Here is a 14,003-nt window from a genome sequence, read left to right on the forward strand (position 1 = left end):
CTCCGACAGTGACCGCAGGGGCCGACGACAAGGGGTGTGTGGTGGACGAGTCAGGTGACGGCCCCGGCACACCCGCGCTCGGCCGCCACCGCTCGCCGGGCGGCTACCGCCGGGTGATCGGTGCGCACCGGGCACCGGGTGCGGGCGGCCCCTCCCGGGGCTACCTGCTCACCGTCGCGCTGCTGGCCGGCACCGCGTCGATGCCCGTCCTGGCGGCGATCAGCGCCGGCTCGGCCACCCCGGGTACCTCCGCGTTGCCGGACACCAGCACCCCGTTCATCCCGACCCCGTCGGTCGGGCCGGTGGTCATCCCGATGCCGGTGACCAGTCAGCCGCCGCCCGTGCTCCCGACACCCGACACACCCAGTGCCGGCCCGACAGCGACCGCCGACTGGCTGCCCGCCGCGCCCCGGCGTGTCCCGGACGACTCGTGGTACGGCCCGAGGGTGGACGACCGGGTGCCCACCCGCCGGGTCGTTTCCGCGCCGCCAGCCCCCCGACCCACGCGGAGCACGCCGCCCGCCGCGCCACCGCCCAGCCCGTCGCCGGTGCCGTCGCCGACCGGCCCACCGGACCCGACCGAGACGTCGTCCACACCGAGCCCGTCGCCAACCGATCCGGCGACACCCACCACGACCGACCCGTCGACACCCACCACGACCGACCCGTCGACACCCACCACGACCGACCCGTCGACACCCACCACGACCGACCCGTCGACACCCACCACGACCGACCCCTCGACCGCCACCGCAGTCCCCACCAGCACCCTCTCCGCGCCGGCAAGCACACCTCCCCCGTCGCCCACCCCACGACCGTCCGCCACCCCACGCCCGTCGCCCACCCCACGCCCGTCGCCCACCCCACCCGAGCCCACAACGGCGCCGCCACCAACGCTCGCGCCCAGCCCCACCGCCGCGCCCGAGCCCGCCGCGCCCGAGCCCGCCGCGCCCGCGCCCGAGCCCGCCGAGCCCCGAGTCCGCCGCGATCTTGCACTTTCTGTCGAGACATAAGGTTCGATCCGCCTATAACGACAACAGAAACCGCAAGATCGGCGCGATCGTGGAGGCCGCCACCCGGAACCGACGACGCCAGGGTTCCCTCGGGCAGGCGCCAACCCCGCGCAGCCACGGGCCTTCGGTGATCAAGAGGTTTGCGTCAAGAATCGTGGTCGCGGTGACGCGAACTTCTTGATCACCGCGAGCGACCGTAGGGGGGTGGGTGCGCGGGGGGCGTGGGGGGCGACCGTTGGGATGGCGTGTCGGTCCGTCGGTCGGCGGCCGGACCCGTGCATTCGAGGGCCTTCCCGGCGGTACGGTGACGGGCAGGTGTCGCCGAGGCGGCGCTGGTCGGTGGTGGGCGCGTACCAGAGGGGGTGGCGTGGGCGGCGGTGCGGAACCCCGCCCGGTCGCTGCCCGCCCCGGACCGGGGCTGCGGGTGGCCCGACTCGTCACCGAGCTGACCGCCCCGGCCGTGCTGGTGTCGCTGCTGATCGTCACGGTGAGCTGGCACAGCACCCGGGGCAGTGCCCGGGGCCTGGTGTGGGGCCTGCTCGCGACGGTCTTCGTCACCGGCATCCCGTTCGCCTACATCGTCGGAGGGGTTCGTCGAGGACGGCTCACCGACCACCACATCGGTCGTCGGGAGCAGCGGCGGGTACCCCTGCTGGTCGGTCTCGGCTCGGTCGCCGCCGGCCTCGCGCTGCTCCTCGTCCTCGGCGCGCCGCGGCCGTTGCTGGCGCTGGCGGTGGCGGGGCTGGTCGGACTGGTGGTCGCCGTATCGGTGAGCCACTGGTGGAAGATGTCGATCCACTCGGCGGTGTCCGCCGGCACCCTGGTCATCCTGGCGCTGACCTTCGGGCGTGGGTTCCTGGTCGCCGCGCCGCTGTTGGGCGTGGTCGGCTGGTCCCGCGTACGTCTGCGGGACCACACCATCTCTCAGGTGCTCGCCGGCGGAGTGCTCGGCGCGTTGATCGCCGCGATCGTCTTCGGCCTCCTGCGCTGAGCGACCGCGCCGACTGCGCTGGGCGACCGCGCCGACCGTGCCGAGTGAAGGACCGCGCCGACTGCGACTCCACCTCGCCCCGCTGCGCCCGGCTTACAGGGCCGCGCCGCACCGGACCGCGCCGCACCGGACCGGACCGCTCACAGCACCGGACCGCTCACAGCACCGGACCGCTCACAGCACCGGACCAGACCGGGCGGGCGGCTCTGCGCCACCCGCCCGGTTGCCGTCAGGCGCCGTCGTCGGCGAGGCGGTGCCGGTTCGCCTCGATCCAGGCGTCCAGCGCGGCCGGGTCGTCCGGGTCCACGCCGTCGGCCATCAGTTGAGCGACCGCCGCGGTGGCCGGGCTGCGCCGCTCGCCGGTCGAGTAGAGCCGGGCGAACTCCGCGACCATCTCCTCGATGGCCTCGTCGGTCCGCTCGGCGGCGGCCTCGGGAAGCCCTCGCTGGCGCGACGCGTACCGGGCCCAGGCGCGCAGGACCCGGGGCAGCATCGCCGCGTCGTCCATGTCGAGCACGGCACGACGGTGCACCCAGTCGAGCAGGAAGAGGCCGGACACCGCCGGGCTCCACCGCATCGGGTCCGAGTCGGGGAAGGACGCGGCGTGGTCCAGCAACAGGCTCAGGCAGAAGTGCAGCGACGCGAGCTCGGGACCGTCGACGCTGTCGAGCCCGAACCGGGCGGCCTCCGGCGACGCCAGGAAACGCCGGACCAGGTCGGTGCGCTCGGCGGCGGAGAGCGGTTCGACCTCGGCCGGGCCGGTCGGCACGGCGGCCATGGGCAGCACCGCGAGCCGGGCGCCCACCAGCGCGCGGTCGGTGGCGAGTGAGCCCTCGCCGGGCAGCTCGCTCAGGTCGTCGGTGACGGAGAGGTGACGGGCCACCTCGCCCCGCAGCCGGGCCGGGTCCTCGGTACGGAACCAGGTCAGCTCGTCGTCGGCGCACATCTGCCGGACCTGGTCCAGGATCCGCTCGGCGGGCCCGCCGACGAAGATGTCCTTGGTGATCCCGATGTTGTGGTCGATGAGGGCCACCAGTGCGTGCTCCGAGCCCCCGGCCGCGTCGTCGTACGCGAAGGTGGCGAGGTAGGAGGTCTGGTCGCCGTACACGTCCCCGTACGCCCAACTGCCGGTGAGGTGCACCCGGCCGAGCTGACCGGACCAGGCGGGCGCCTGGCTGCCGGGGCGTACCCGATCGGCGCCCTCGGCGCTCGGGACGAGCGTGGCGAAGACCTGCCGGATGGTGGTCGCCGCCGCGATCCGACGGCGGGCGGTGGCGGCGAGGAATCCGGTGACGAACTCCCGCACGGCGGTGTCGCGGTCGGTTTCCGCGATGGCGTAGACACTGCCCAGCAGCGCGCTGCCGAGCATCTCGGCGTCGAGGGCGGACTCCAGCTTGGTCACGTCGCGTGCGGCGTACAGCACCGCGTCGTAGGGGGTCTGAGGCGTGGCCATGCTTCGACCCTACGCCGCTCGGGGCGTACGCAGAGGCGTCAGCGGCGGGCAGCCTCGCGGAGCGCGTCGCGCGCCTGCGCGTACGAGGCGAGCACGACCCGTACCGGAGCGAGCACGTATTCCTCGCCGACCTCGGCGACGCGGACTGTCAGCCGCTGCCGGGCGCGGGCCCGCGCCCGGCGGGCCGCCCAGCGCACCACCGGCCGGGTCAGCGCCGCCACCAGCAGCCCGGCCAGCAGACCACCGAGCAGCAGCACGGTCGGCACCGGCACCTGCCCGACCATCGGGTTGTCCAGCGCCGGCAGGCCGAGCGCCCGCAGGGCGTAGCCGAGCGCCAGCCAGCCCAGGCCGACCACGGCAGCCAGGGTGACCAGCCACTGCACACCGCCGACGACGCGCCACCACACCGGCTGGCGGTCCAGGCCGAGGTCGGTGCCGGCGATCGCCCGGTCCAACGCGTCCGGCAGGTCGTCGAGGCGGGACCGGGCCGCCGAGGTCACGGCCGTCGGCCAGGCGGCGGGCAGGTCGCCGGCGGCCCGGTCGGCCACCGCACGGATCGCCAGGCCGAGCGCGGATCGCTGGGCGGCCGTCGGGTCGGGCACCGAGGTCGCCGCGACCAGGCTCTCCGCCGGGTCGGCGTCCGCGCCGGCCGGACCGGGCAGGTGCAGTCGGCGCAGCGGGTCGGGCCGGAAACGCCGCCAGCCCCGAACCACCGGCCAGCCGGTGGCCGCTACGGCCCGATGCCGGTACGCCCGCTCGACCGCCTCGCTCACCGTCGGCACACCGGCGGTGTCGGCCAACGCCCGTTTCAGCGCGGCGACGGTCGCGTCGTCCGGACCACCCGCCGGCCGGGCCGAGCCGATCATTCCGTCCAGCCCGGCGACCACCGTGTCGACGTCGCCGGCCAGTCGACGCAGGGCAGCCTGCCGTTCGGCGACCGTACGTTCCAGCGCGGTGCGCAGCCCGACCATCCCGGCCGGGTCGATGGCGGTGGTGGCGAGCAGTGGCACGCCGGTCAGCCCGTCGGAGTCGAGCAGTCGGCGCAGGTCGTCCAGGACGCGGGGCAGCTCGGCCGCCGGCAGTCGGTCGGCCTGGTTGAGCACGACCAGGGTGACGTCCCGGTGCCGGTGGAACTCGCGCAGGTAGCTGTCGTGGATGACCCGGTCGGCGTACTTCTGCGGGTCGACCACCCAGACCACCTGGTCGACCAGGCCGAGCAGCCGGTCGACCTCGAGGCGGTGGGACCGCTGTACCGAGTCGAAGTCCGGCAGGTCGAGCAGGATCAGCCCGTGCAGGGGCGTCTCGTCGTCGCCGTCGAGCGCGCTCTCGCGTACGAAGCGGTGCCGGGGCAGCACCCCGATCCAGTCGAGCAGGCGGTTGGCGTCCTCCAGCGGGCCCCACACGCACGCGTGCGTCACGCCGGTGGTCGGTCGGCGGACACCGACGGGCGAGAGTTCCAGTTGGGCCAGCGCGTTGAACAGGCTGGACTTGCCGCTGCCGGTCGCGCCGGCGAGGGCGACGACGGTGTGGTCGCGGGACAGCGCGAGCCGGGTGCCGGCCCGCTCGACCAGGGTGTGCGCGGGCACCAGCTCGGCGTCGGGCAGCAGGCCGTCGACGGCGGTCAGGAGCCGGCGTACGGCGCCCAGGCGGGTGATCAGCGCGTCAGGGTCGATCCGCTGGTCGCCGCGGAAGACCTCGCGTACCCGGCCGGCGATGTTGCTCACCGTGAACCCTCCTCGTCGCCGGCCGGCAGGGTGTCGGTGGCCAGGCCGCTGTGGTGCCGGGCCAGCTCGACCCGTCCGGCCGCCCGGCGTAGCGCCTCGCCGGCCGCGTCGGCGGGCCGGGCGTCGGCGGTGCGGGCCAGGAAGCGGTCGGCCTCCGCGTCCAGCAGCGTCCGCACCCGGGCCAGGAGGTCGACCCGGGCCTTGGCAGCGAGGGTACGCACCGCCTGGTCGCCGAAGATCGCCTGGAGTACGGCTTGCGCGGCGACGGTCGTGCCGGCCCCCGTGGCCACCTCCAGCCCGGTGGGGATGAACGCGGTCGAGGCGAATACGGCGATCATGACGGCCAGCCCGGTGGCGTTCACCGCGTACGCGGCGGTACGGGCGACGAACCTCTTGTCGGCGCCCTCGACCCGAACCAGCTCCAGCACGGCGCGTTGCCAGTCCCGGACCATCCGTTCGGCGCGCTCGGGCAGGTCGTCGCTCGGATAGGCGAGCCCCGGTTCGAGCAGATCCGCGCCCGCCGGGTGCGCCTTCCACCCGGTGTACGCGGATTCGGCGGCCTCGGACGCCACACCCCGCAGCAGGGTGACGAGCTGCGACTCGATGGCATTGCGCAGTTCGGAGGAGGGCGCGGGACGGCCGGTGACGGCTGCCACCATCCGGTCCCGGAGACGCCCGATGCGGGCCTCCAGCGTGCGGAAGAACTCGCCGGTGCCGACGAACTCCTGCCAGCGGGCCAGCACCTCGCCGCGCAGCAGCCGCCCGTCCCGCAGACCCTGCTCGACGGTCCGCTCGGCTCCGCGGTACGCGGCCCGGACCCGTTCGTCCAACCCGTCGGCGGCGGTCACCTGCTCGTCGGCGGCGTCGGCCAGTTCCTCGACGGCGGGGTGCAGGGCGGCCAGCGCACCGTCGAGCGTCTGGCGGACCACGGCGGCGCGGGCGTCGGCGTCGGCGGCCAGCCGGGCGAACCATTCGGCCAGCGGAGCCGTAACCCCCTCGGGGAGCAGTCCCTGACCGTCGACCCAGGTCTCGGGCAGGACGAACAGCGGCGCGCGGCCCAGATCCTGGGCGGCGAGCATCTCGGCGAGGTGCGCGGCGATCTCGTCGCTGGCCTCGGCGGGGACCCGGTCGAGCACCATGGCGATCACGGCCCCCCGGCTCCGCGCGCTGCGCAGCAGCTCCCACGGCACCGCGTCGGCGTACCGGGCGGCGGTGGTGACGAAGAGCCACAGGTCGGCGGCGGCGAGCAGTTGGCTCGCGAGTGCGCGGTTGGCGTCGACCACCGAGTCGATGTCCGGTGCGTCGAGGAAGGCCAGCCCCGGGGGTAGCGCCGGGGCGGTCACCAGGTGCAGGGAGCGCGGGTCGTCGCTCGGCTCGGTGGTACGCGTCAACCCGGGCAGCAGGTCGCCCTGCCGGAACCAGGCCGCGTCGGCCGGGTTGCACACCAGCACCGGGGACCGGGTGGTGGGCCGCAACACACCGGCGGCGCTGACGCGGGCCTTGACCAGGCTGTTGACCAGGGTCGACTTGCCCGCGCCGGTGGAGCCGCCGACCACCACCAGCAGCGGGGCGTCCAGCCGGGCCAGCCGGGGCAGCAGGTAGTCGTCGAGCTGGTCGGTCAGGGCGCCGGCGGCGTGCCGGGCGGAGCTGGCCGAGGGCAGCGCGAGCGGATAGCGGGTGGCACCGATCGCGGCCCTCAGGCCCGACAGCGCGCCGGGGAGGCTGTCGTCCCCGGTCGTGACGGACGGCTCCTCCGCGGCGTCCGGAGGGACGGTGCGGGCGGCGACGGCGGGCGCGCCGGAACGGGTGGCGGAATCGCCGTGCGTCGTCACCGCTAAAGCGTGCCCGACCGATGCAAGGGAAGACAACCGGACGGTAATAACGTCTGGGTTGCGTCGGGTCGGCTCAACTCGACTTGACGATTGGCGAGTGCGTGGCACTATTGAGTCAAGTTCACTCAACTTGTGGTGGGGCCCGCTGCGGGCGGTGCCCGCCGAGCAGCCGCGGGCGGTGCCCGTCACCTGCACAACCTTACGAAGCGAGGAAGCGAAGATGGCACGTGCGGTCGGTATCGACCTCGGCACGACGAACTCCTGCGTCAGCGTTCTCGAGGGCGGTGAGCCCACCGTCATCGCCAACGCTGAGGGCTCGCGGACGACCCCGTCGATCGTCGCGTTCGCCCGCAACGGCGAGGTGCTCGTCGGTGAGGTCGCGAAGCGCCAGGCGGTGACCAACCCGGACCGGACGATCCGTTCGGTCAAGCGTGAGGTCGGCACGAACTGGTCCGTCGACATCGACGGCAAGAAGTACACCCCGCAGGAGATCTCGGCCCGGACCCTGATGAAGCTCAAGCGGGACGCCGAGGCGTACCTGGGTGAGCAGATCACCGACGCGGTGATCACCGTCCCGGCCTACTTCAACGACAGCCAGCGTCAGGCCACCAAGGAGGCCGGTGAGATCGCCGGCTTCAACGTGCTGCGGATCGTCAACGAGCCGACCGCGGCCGCCCTGGCGTACGGGCTGGACAAGGGCTCCAAGGAGCAGACCGTCCTGGTCTTCGACCTCGGTGGCGGCACCTTCGACGTGTCGCTGCTGGAGCTGGCCGAGGGCGTCATCGAGGTCAAGTCGACGAGCGGTGACAACCACCTCGGCGGCGACGACTGGGACCAGCGGATCATCGACCACCTGGTCAAGACGTTCCGCGGTGAGCACGGCATCGACCTCGGTCAGGACAAGATGGCTCTCCAGCGCCTCCGTGAGGCCGCCGAGAAGGCCAAGATCGAGCTGTCCGCCGCCACCACCACCAACATCAACCTGCCGTACATCACCGCCGGCTCCGCCGGCCCGCTGCACCTCGACGTGACGCTCAGCCGCGCAGAGTTCCAGCGGATGACGCAGGACCTGCTGGACCGTTGCAAGGGCCCGTTCGAGCAGGCCGTGAAGGACGCCGGCATCAAGATCTCCGACGTCGAGCACGTGATCCTGGTCGGTGGTTCGACCCGGATGCCCGCCGTGACCGACCTGGTCAAGCAGCTCACCGGCCGCGACCCCAACAAGGGCGTCAACCCGGACGAGGTCGTCGCCGTCGGCGCGGCCCTGCAGGCCGGCGTGCTCAAGGGCGAGGTCAAGGATGTCCTGCTGCTCGACGTGACGCCGCTGAGCCTGGGCATCGAGACCAAGGGCGGCATCTTCACCAAGCTCATCGAGCGCAACACCACCATCCCGACCAAGCGCTCCGAGGTGTTCACCACCGCGGACGACAACCAGCCGTCGGTGCTGATCCAGGTGTTCCAGGGTGAGCGGGAGATCGCGGCCTACAACAAGAAGCTCGGCACCTTCGAGCTGACCGGCCTCCCGCCGGCGCCGCGCGGCGTGCCGCAGATCGAGGTCGCCTTCGACATCGACGCCAACGGCATCGTCAACGTGCACGCCAAGGACCTGGGCACCGGCAAGGAACAGAAGATGACGATCACCGGCGGCTCCTCGCTGCCGAAGGACGACATCGAGCGCATGCGCCGCGACGCCGAGGAGCACGCGGAGGAGGACAAGCGCCGCCGCGACGACGCCGAGACCCGCAACGTGGCCGAGGCGCTCCAGTGGCAGACCGAGAAGTTCCTCGCCGAGAGCGGTGACAAGCTGCCCAGCGAGAACCGCGAGCAGCTCAACGAGGCGCTCGGCGAGCTGCGGGGTGCCCTGGGCGGCCAGGACATCGAGAAGATCAAGTCGGCGCACGAGAAGCTGGCGCAGGTGTCCCAGCAGGCCGGCTCGCTGCTCTACGCGCAGCAGGCCGAGCAGGGTCAGCCCGGCGGCGAGGCCGGCCCGGGTGCGACCGGTGCGACCGGTGCGCCGGGTGGCGCGCAGGCCGGCGGGGCCGACGACGTGGTCGACGCGGAGATCGTGGACGAGGACGGCAAGAAGTGACTGCCCACCTCCGACACGTGTCCACGGCAGGGATGAGGTAGCCCCATGACGCAGAAGCCACGAGCCGCCGACCCGGGCGACACCGGGTCGACGCCGGGTGGCTCCGCGCCCACGGAGTCGACCACCGGCGCCGAGGAGCGGGTCGTCATCCGCAACAACCGCAAGCTCAGTGACGCGACGGAGCCGGAGGGCACCGCCGCCGACGCGGAGACCGGCGTACCGGCCGAGGGTCTGGTCGAGGACGCCGAGATCGTGGTCGACGAGATCGAGGCCGAGGTCAACGCCACCGATGGTCCGGAGCCCTCCGGTCCGCCGGTGGTGGACGCCCCGGCGCAGCCGGTGGACGGCGGTGGCCCGGGCACCTCGCTCGGCGCCGAGCTGACGGCCCTCCGGTCGGAGCTCGACGAGCGGACCAGGGATCTGCAGCGGGTGTCGGCGGAGTACGCCAACTACCGCAAGCGGGTCGACCGCGACCGTGCCCTGGTGCAGGAGCAGGCGACCGGCTCGGTGCTGGCCGCGCTGCTGCCGATCCTCGACGACCTGGACCGGGCACGGGAACACGGCGACCTGGTCGGACCGTTCGGAACGGTGGCGGACCAGCTCACCGCCGCGCTGGGCAAGTTCGGTCTGACCGCCTTCGGCGAGCAGGGCGACCCGTTCGACCCGACCCGGCACGAGGCGGTCGCGCACCAGACCTCGGCCGAGGTCAGCGAGCCGACCTGCGTGCAGGTCATGCGGCGCGGCTACCAGCTCGGTGAGCGGCTGCTGCGCCCCGCGCTGGTCGCGGTCGCGGATCCGGAATAGTGCGAGACGGTGACCGGGCCGTCCCGTCCCCCCTCAAGGGGTGGACGGGGCGGCCGGGCCACGACGGTCGGAAGGAGGTGGACCGGTGAGTTCGAAGGACTGGCTCGAGAAGGACTTCTACGCCGTGCTCGGCGTGGACAAGGCCGCCTCCGCGGATGACATCAAGAAGACCTACCGCAAGCTGGCGCGGGAATCGCACCCGGATCACAATCCGGGCGACCCGAAGGCCGAGGAGCGGTTCAAGGCCGTGTCCGAGGCGTACAACGTGTTGTCGGACGCCGGCCGTCGCCGGGAGTACGACGAGATGCGTTCGCTGTTCGGTTCGGGTGCGTTCCGGCGCAACGCCCGGGCCGGCGGTCAGCCGGGCGGGATGCCGTTCGACGTCTCCGACCTGTTCGGCGGTGGCGCCGGTGGCGGTGACCGTCGTTTCGGCGGTGGGGCCGGCTTCCAGGACCTGTTCAGCTCGATCTTCTCGGGCGGGCAGGCCGGTGGTCAGGCCGCGGCGCGCGGTCCGGCCCGTGGCCGGGACGTCGAGACCGAGGTGGCACTGGACTTCGGCGACGCGGTGCGCGGGGTGACCCTGCCACTGACGTTGCGCGCTCCCGGTGTCTGCGACACCTGTCACGGCAACGGCGCCAAACCCGGCACCCAGCCACGTACCTGCCCGGTCTGCCACGGGGCCGGTGTGACGAACCGCAACCAGGGGTCGTTCAGCTTCTCCGAGCCGTGCGGTAACTGCCAGGGCGTCGGAACCGTGGTGGAGGAGAAGTGCCCGGAGTGCCACGGCAGCGGCGGAGTCACCAAGACCCGCACGATGAACGTGCGCTTCCCGGCCGGGGTGGCCGACGGCCAACGCATCCGGTTGGCCGGGCGCGGTGAGCCGGGTGAGCGCGGTGGCCCGACCGGCGATCTGTTCGTGCACGTCAAGGTCCGGCCGGACGAGTTGTTCGGGCGTACCGGAGACGACCTGACGTTGACCGTGCCGGTGACCTTCGCGGAGGCCGTGCTCGGCACGGACCTGCGAGTGCCCACGCTCGACGGCGCGGTGACGCTGCGGGTGCCGCCGGGTACGCCCAGCGGCCGGGTGCTGCGGGCCCGGGGCAAGGGCGTGGTCCGTCGCGACGGGCAGGCCGGCGACCTGCTGGTCACCCTGGACGTGGTGGTGCCCGCCCGGCTGACGGACGAGGCGCGGGCCGCTCTTGAGGCGTTCGCCGAGCAGAGTCCTCCGGCGGCGCGGGAACATCTCGACGCGCGGGTGCGTCGGGTCGGTTAGTCCGGTGGGATGGACGCGGAGGTGAGCGGGATGTCGGGCGAGTTCCTCGGTTCGGGTGACCCTGCCTACGAGGCCAAGGTGCTCATGATCTCGGTGGCGGCACGGATGGCGGGGATGCACCCGCAGACCCTGCGCCAGTACGACCGGCTGGGGCTGGTGCAGCCCGGCCGGGCGGCCGGCGGTGGTCGTCGCTACAGCGTCCGGGACGTGGTGCTGCTGCGCGAGGTGCAGCGGCTCAGCCAGGACGACGGGATCAACCTGGCCGGCGTCAAGCGGATCATCGGGCTGGAACGGCTGCTGGAGCAGGCGCAGCAGCGGGTCGCGCGGTTGGAGGCGGAGTTGGACGCCGCGTACCGCCGGGTGGCCGAGTTGGAGTCGCTGGCCCGCTTCCCGGGTCGGGATCTGGTGCCGACCAACCGCACGTCCACCGCGCTGGTGGTCTGGCGTCCCCGCCGTACGACCGACCGCTGACCCACGTACCGCCCTCGGCCCGGCCCGCGCTCCGATTTTCCGGCGCGGACCGGGCCGCTTCCGTTAACCTGTCGATACGGGGTCCAAACGGCTTAATTCGGGCCTACCGGCATGGCGAGGGGGAGCGATGGCGGAGCCGGCGAAGAAAGTCGCTCAGCAGACGGAGGAACGGCTGGAAGGCTTGGCCGACACCGTCCGCGAGAAGTTCGACAAGGTCACCGAGGGAACCTTCCGCGACCGGATCAAGGAAGGGCGGTTCGCCGACCAGAGCGACCAGGCCCGACCAGAGACGGACCGCGAGCACTGAACCGGTGACCGACGTGCGGGCCGGGACCCACGGGGGGTCCCGGCCCGTTCGCCCTGCTGTGTGGCCCCGCGCCGAGCGCCTACCCCCGCGCCGATCTTGCACTTTCGCACGGTGAAATGTTCCGGTTCGTGCAGTAAGTCGGCGCAGAAAGTGCAAGATCGGCGCAACGGGAGGGCGGGGTGACGCGCGGCGTGGTTCAGCCGAGGCGGCGGTTCTCGCGGACCAGGCCGCCTTCGCACCAGTCCCGGTAGACGAAGAGATCCGGCCGGGCCAGCAGCACGCGGCCGTTGTGCGCCCAGATCTTCATCAGCTCGTCGCCGTCGCGCTCCGCCTGCTCGACGAGCTTGCGGAAGCGGCGCTTGGGGTGAGCCCGGAAGTTCGTCCGGATGCCGTCGGCGGCGTAGATGTAGAGGCAGTGCAACGCGAAGCGTCGGGCCGGGCAGGTCGGGTCCATCGCCAACTCGAAGAGCGTCAGCACCAGCCGGTCACCGGAGACCAGCAGGTCCCAGTCGGGTGGCATGGACGCCAACGGCACCGAATCCGGTTGGTACGCCCAAGCTCGCAACTCCGCCGGCGTCGGATCGACGGGGTTCGCGAAGCCGTGAAACGTCGACTCCTGCACGCTCACCGGCCAACCTTCCGCTCTCGCCCGCGGGTGGCAACGCTGCCTGCGGACCGTGGCTGCTGGGGCGAAACGGTAACCCGCCGTCGGTTACGGCGGTAGTACCCGCAGGGCGCAATTCGGCATCCGTCGGCCGGCCAGCCCGAACGGCCGTTCGGGTGTCCTGGCCACCGCCGTTGCCCTGCCTCCCATCAGCAGGACAACGGCGGTGAGCGTCAGTCGTGGACCGGGACAGCTTCCCGCCGCTGGGCCAGCGCGCGGGTGCGCAACCACCGCTTGAACCACGGGAAGTCGGGCAGCCGGGCCAGGATCGGGCCGGTCACCACGGTGATCAGGACGTACGTCGCGGCGAGCGCGGCCAACCGCGGCTCGACGCTGCCGGCGGCGACGGCGAGCCCGGCGATGACGATGGAGAACTCACCCCGGGGTACGAGCGCCAGACCGGCCCGCCAGCGACCGGGTTCGGCGATGCCGACCCGACGGGCCGCCAGGTAGCCGGTGAGCGTCTTCGTGCCCATGGTGACCACGGCCAGCGCGAGCGCCGGCAGCAGCACCGGCGGGATGTCCTGCGGGCTGGTGGTCAGGCCGAAGAACACGAAGAACACGGCCGCGAACAGATCCCGCAGTGGGGACAGCAACTCGGTGGCGTGGTGGGCCACCGGACCGGAGAGCGCGATGCCGACCAGGAACGCGCCGACCGCCGCCGACACCTGGAGCGACGCCGCGATGCCCGCGATCAGCAAGGTCAGGCCGAGTACGCCGAGCAGCAGCGCCTCCGGGTCCTTCGCCGACAGGGCGGACGAGATCAGGTGGCCGTACCGGATGGCGACCACCAGCACGATCAGCACCGTGCCCACCGCGACGGTGAGCGCGATCCCGCCGCCGAGCAGGCCGGTGCCGGCCAGTACGGCGGTGACCAGGGGCAGGTAGAGCGCCATCGCCAGGTCTTCGATGACGAGCACCGAGAGGATCACCGGCGTTTCCCGGTTACCGAGCCGACCCAGGTCGGCGAGGACCTTGGCGATCACCCCGGACGAGGAGACCCAGGTGATGCCGCCGAGCACCAGGGCGGCCACCCAGTCCCAGCCGAGCAGCAGGGCGAACCCCGCGCCGGGCAGCGCGTTGAGCACCCCGTCGATCAGGCCGGCCGGCGCCGCCGAGCGCAGGTTGCCGACGAGTTCGTTGGCCGAGTACTCCAGGCCGAGCATCACCAGCAGGAGGATCACGCCGATCTCGGCGCCGACCGCGAAGAACTCCTCGCTGGCGTCCAGCGGCAGCAGCCCACCGTGCCCGAACGCGAGCCCGGCGAGCAGGTAGAGGGGGATGGGAGAGAGGCCGAAGCGTCGACTGAGCCGGCTCAGGAGCCCGAGCAGCAGCAGCAGCGCACCGACTTCGATGAGCAGAGTGGTGAAATCGTGCATCCG

At 72.8% G+C, this 14,003-nt stretch carries 13 protein-coding genes; 6 read left to right on the top strand and 7 right to left on the bottom strand.

Translation table 11 applies throughout. The features are described from left to right. Nucleotides 1–160: 160 nt before the first annotated feature. Entirely contained in the window at nucleotides 161–310 is a 150-nt protein-coding gene (locus ABZU91_RS25825) for a hypothetical protein (protein ID WP_355245450.1), read from the bottom strand. 18 nt (nucleotides 311–328) lie between these two features. After that, nucleotides 329–808, bottom strand: coding sequence for a hypothetical protein (locus ABZU91_RS25830; RefSeq protein WP_355245453.1), 480 nt, complete (start codon nucleotides 806–808; stop codon nucleotides 329–331). A gap of 572 nt (nucleotides 809–1,380) precedes the next feature. Here ABZU91_RS25830 and ABZU91_RS25835 point away from each other — a divergent pair. Beyond that, nucleotides 1,381–2,004, top strand: coding sequence for a phosphatase PAP2 family protein (locus ABZU91_RS25835; RefSeq protein ID WP_355245456.1), 624 nt, complete (start codon nucleotides 1,381–1,383; stop codon nucleotides 2,002–2,004). Between the two features lie 229 nt (nucleotides 2,005–2,233). Here ABZU91_RS25835 and ABZU91_RS25840 read toward each other — a convergent pair whose 3' ends face one another. From ABZU91_RS25840 to ABZU91_RS25850, 3 genes are read right to left on the bottom strand one after another with little or no spacing between them, the layout of a single operon-like run. Further along, a complete protein-coding gene (locus ABZU91_RS25840) occupies nucleotides 2,234–3,457 on the bottom strand; it encodes a hypothetical protein (RefSeq protein WP_355245459.1) in 1,224 nt (407 codons plus the stop codon). 38 nt (nucleotides 3,458–3,495) lie between these two features. Beyond that, entirely contained in the window at nucleotides 3,496–5,181 is a 1,686-nt protein-coding gene (locus tag ABZU91_RS25845) for a GTPase (RefSeq protein ID WP_355245462.1), read from the bottom strand. Continuing rightward, entirely contained in the window at nucleotides 5,178–7,013 is a 1,836-nt protein-coding gene (locus tag ABZU91_RS25850) for an ABC transporter (protein ID WP_355245465.1), read from the bottom strand. Before ABZU91_RS25850 ends, ABZU91_RS25845 begins: the two co-directional genes overlap by 4 nt. A 220-nt stretch (nucleotides 7,014–7,233) precedes the next feature. Here ABZU91_RS25850 and dnaK point away from each other — a divergent pair, with 220 nt between their 5' ends. The 5 genes from dnaK (at nucleotide 7,234) to ABZU91_RS25875 (ending at nucleotide 11,957) form a co-directional block, all read left to right on the top strand. Next, the gene (gene dnaK, locus ABZU91_RS25855; RefSeq protein WP_355048468.1) at nucleotides 7,234–9,102 is read left to right on the top strand and encodes a molecular chaperone DnaK; all 1,869 of its coding nucleotides are present in this window, start codon (nucleotides 7,234–7,236) and stop codon (nucleotides 9,100–9,102) included. Nucleotides 9,103–9,147: 45 nt separating this feature from the next. Continuing rightward, nucleotides 9,148–9,906, top strand: a complete 759-nt coding sequence (gene grpE, locus ABZU91_RS25860; protein ID WP_355245469.1) for a nucleotide exchange factor GrpE — start codon at nucleotides 9,148–9,150, stop codon at nucleotides 9,904–9,906. Nucleotides 9,907–9,991: 85 nt separating this feature from the next. Further along, a complete protein-coding gene (dnaJ, locus tag ABZU91_RS25865) occupies nucleotides 9,992–11,179 on the top strand; it encodes a molecular chaperone DnaJ (protein WP_355245472.1) in 1,188 nt (395 codons plus the stop codon). A gap of 30 nt (nucleotides 11,180–11,209) precedes the next feature. Next, the gene (locus ABZU91_RS25870; protein ID WP_007454237.1) at nucleotides 11,210–11,650 is read left to right on the top strand and encodes a helix-turn-helix transcriptional regulator; all 441 of its coding nucleotides are present in this window, start codon (nucleotides 11,210–11,212) and stop codon (nucleotides 11,648–11,650) included. 127 nt (nucleotides 11,651–11,777) lie between these two features. Then, nucleotides 11,778–11,957, top strand: coding sequence for a hypothetical protein (locus tag ABZU91_RS25875; RefSeq protein WP_355245475.1), 180 nt, complete (start codon nucleotides 11,778–11,780; stop codon nucleotides 11,955–11,957). Between the two features lie 196 nt (nucleotides 11,958–12,153). On the opposite strand, the gene ABZU91_RS25880 is transcribed toward ABZU91_RS25875, so the two are convergent. Beyond that, nucleotides 12,154–12,585, bottom strand: a complete 432-nt coding sequence (locus ABZU91_RS25880; RefSeq protein WP_074315768.1) for a hypothetical protein — start codon at nucleotides 12,583–12,585, stop codon at nucleotides 12,154–12,156. A gap of 209 nt (nucleotides 12,586–12,794) precedes the next feature. Next, nucleotides 12,795–14,000 (bottom strand): cation:proton antiporter, encoded by a 1,206-nt coding sequence (locus ABZU91_RS25885; protein ID WP_355245479.1) that lies wholly within the window; start codon nucleotides 13,998–14,000, stop codon nucleotides 12,795–12,797. Nucleotides 14,001–14,003: the final 3 nt, after the last annotated feature.

This window comes from Micromonospora sp. NPDC005174, assembly GCF_040608495.1.
GTDB lineage: Bacteria > Actinomycetota > Actinomycetes > Mycobacteriales > Micromonosporaceae > Micromonospora.

Coding starts and splice junctions, on each gene's coding strand:
- ABZU91_RS25825 (WP_355245450.1), bottom strand. CDS start 310: ATGACCACCGGCCCGACCGACGGGGTCGGGATGAACGGGGTGCTGGTG.
- ABZU91_RS25840 (WP_355245459.1), bottom strand. CDS start 3,457: ATGGCCACGCCTCAGACCCCCTACGACGCGGTGCTGTACGCCGCACGC.
- dnaK (WP_355048468.1), top strand. CDS start 7,234: ATGGCACGTGCGGTCGGTATCGACCTCGGCACGACGAACTCCTGCGTC.
- grpE (WP_355245469.1), top strand. CDS start 9,148: ATGACGCAGAAGCCACGAGCCGCCGACCCGGGCGACACCGGGTCGACG.
- ABZU91_RS25870 (WP_007454237.1), top strand. CDS start 11,210: ATGTCGGGCGAGTTCCTCGGTTCGGGTGACCCTGCCTACGAGGCCAAG.
- ABZU91_RS25875 (WP_355245475.1), top strand. CDS start 11,778: ATGGCGGAGCCGGCGAAGAAAGTCGCTCAGCAGACGGAGGAACGGCTG.
- ABZU91_RS25885 (WP_355245479.1), bottom strand. CDS start 14,000: ATGCACGATTTCACCACTCTGCTCATCGAAGTCGGTGCGCTGCTGCTG.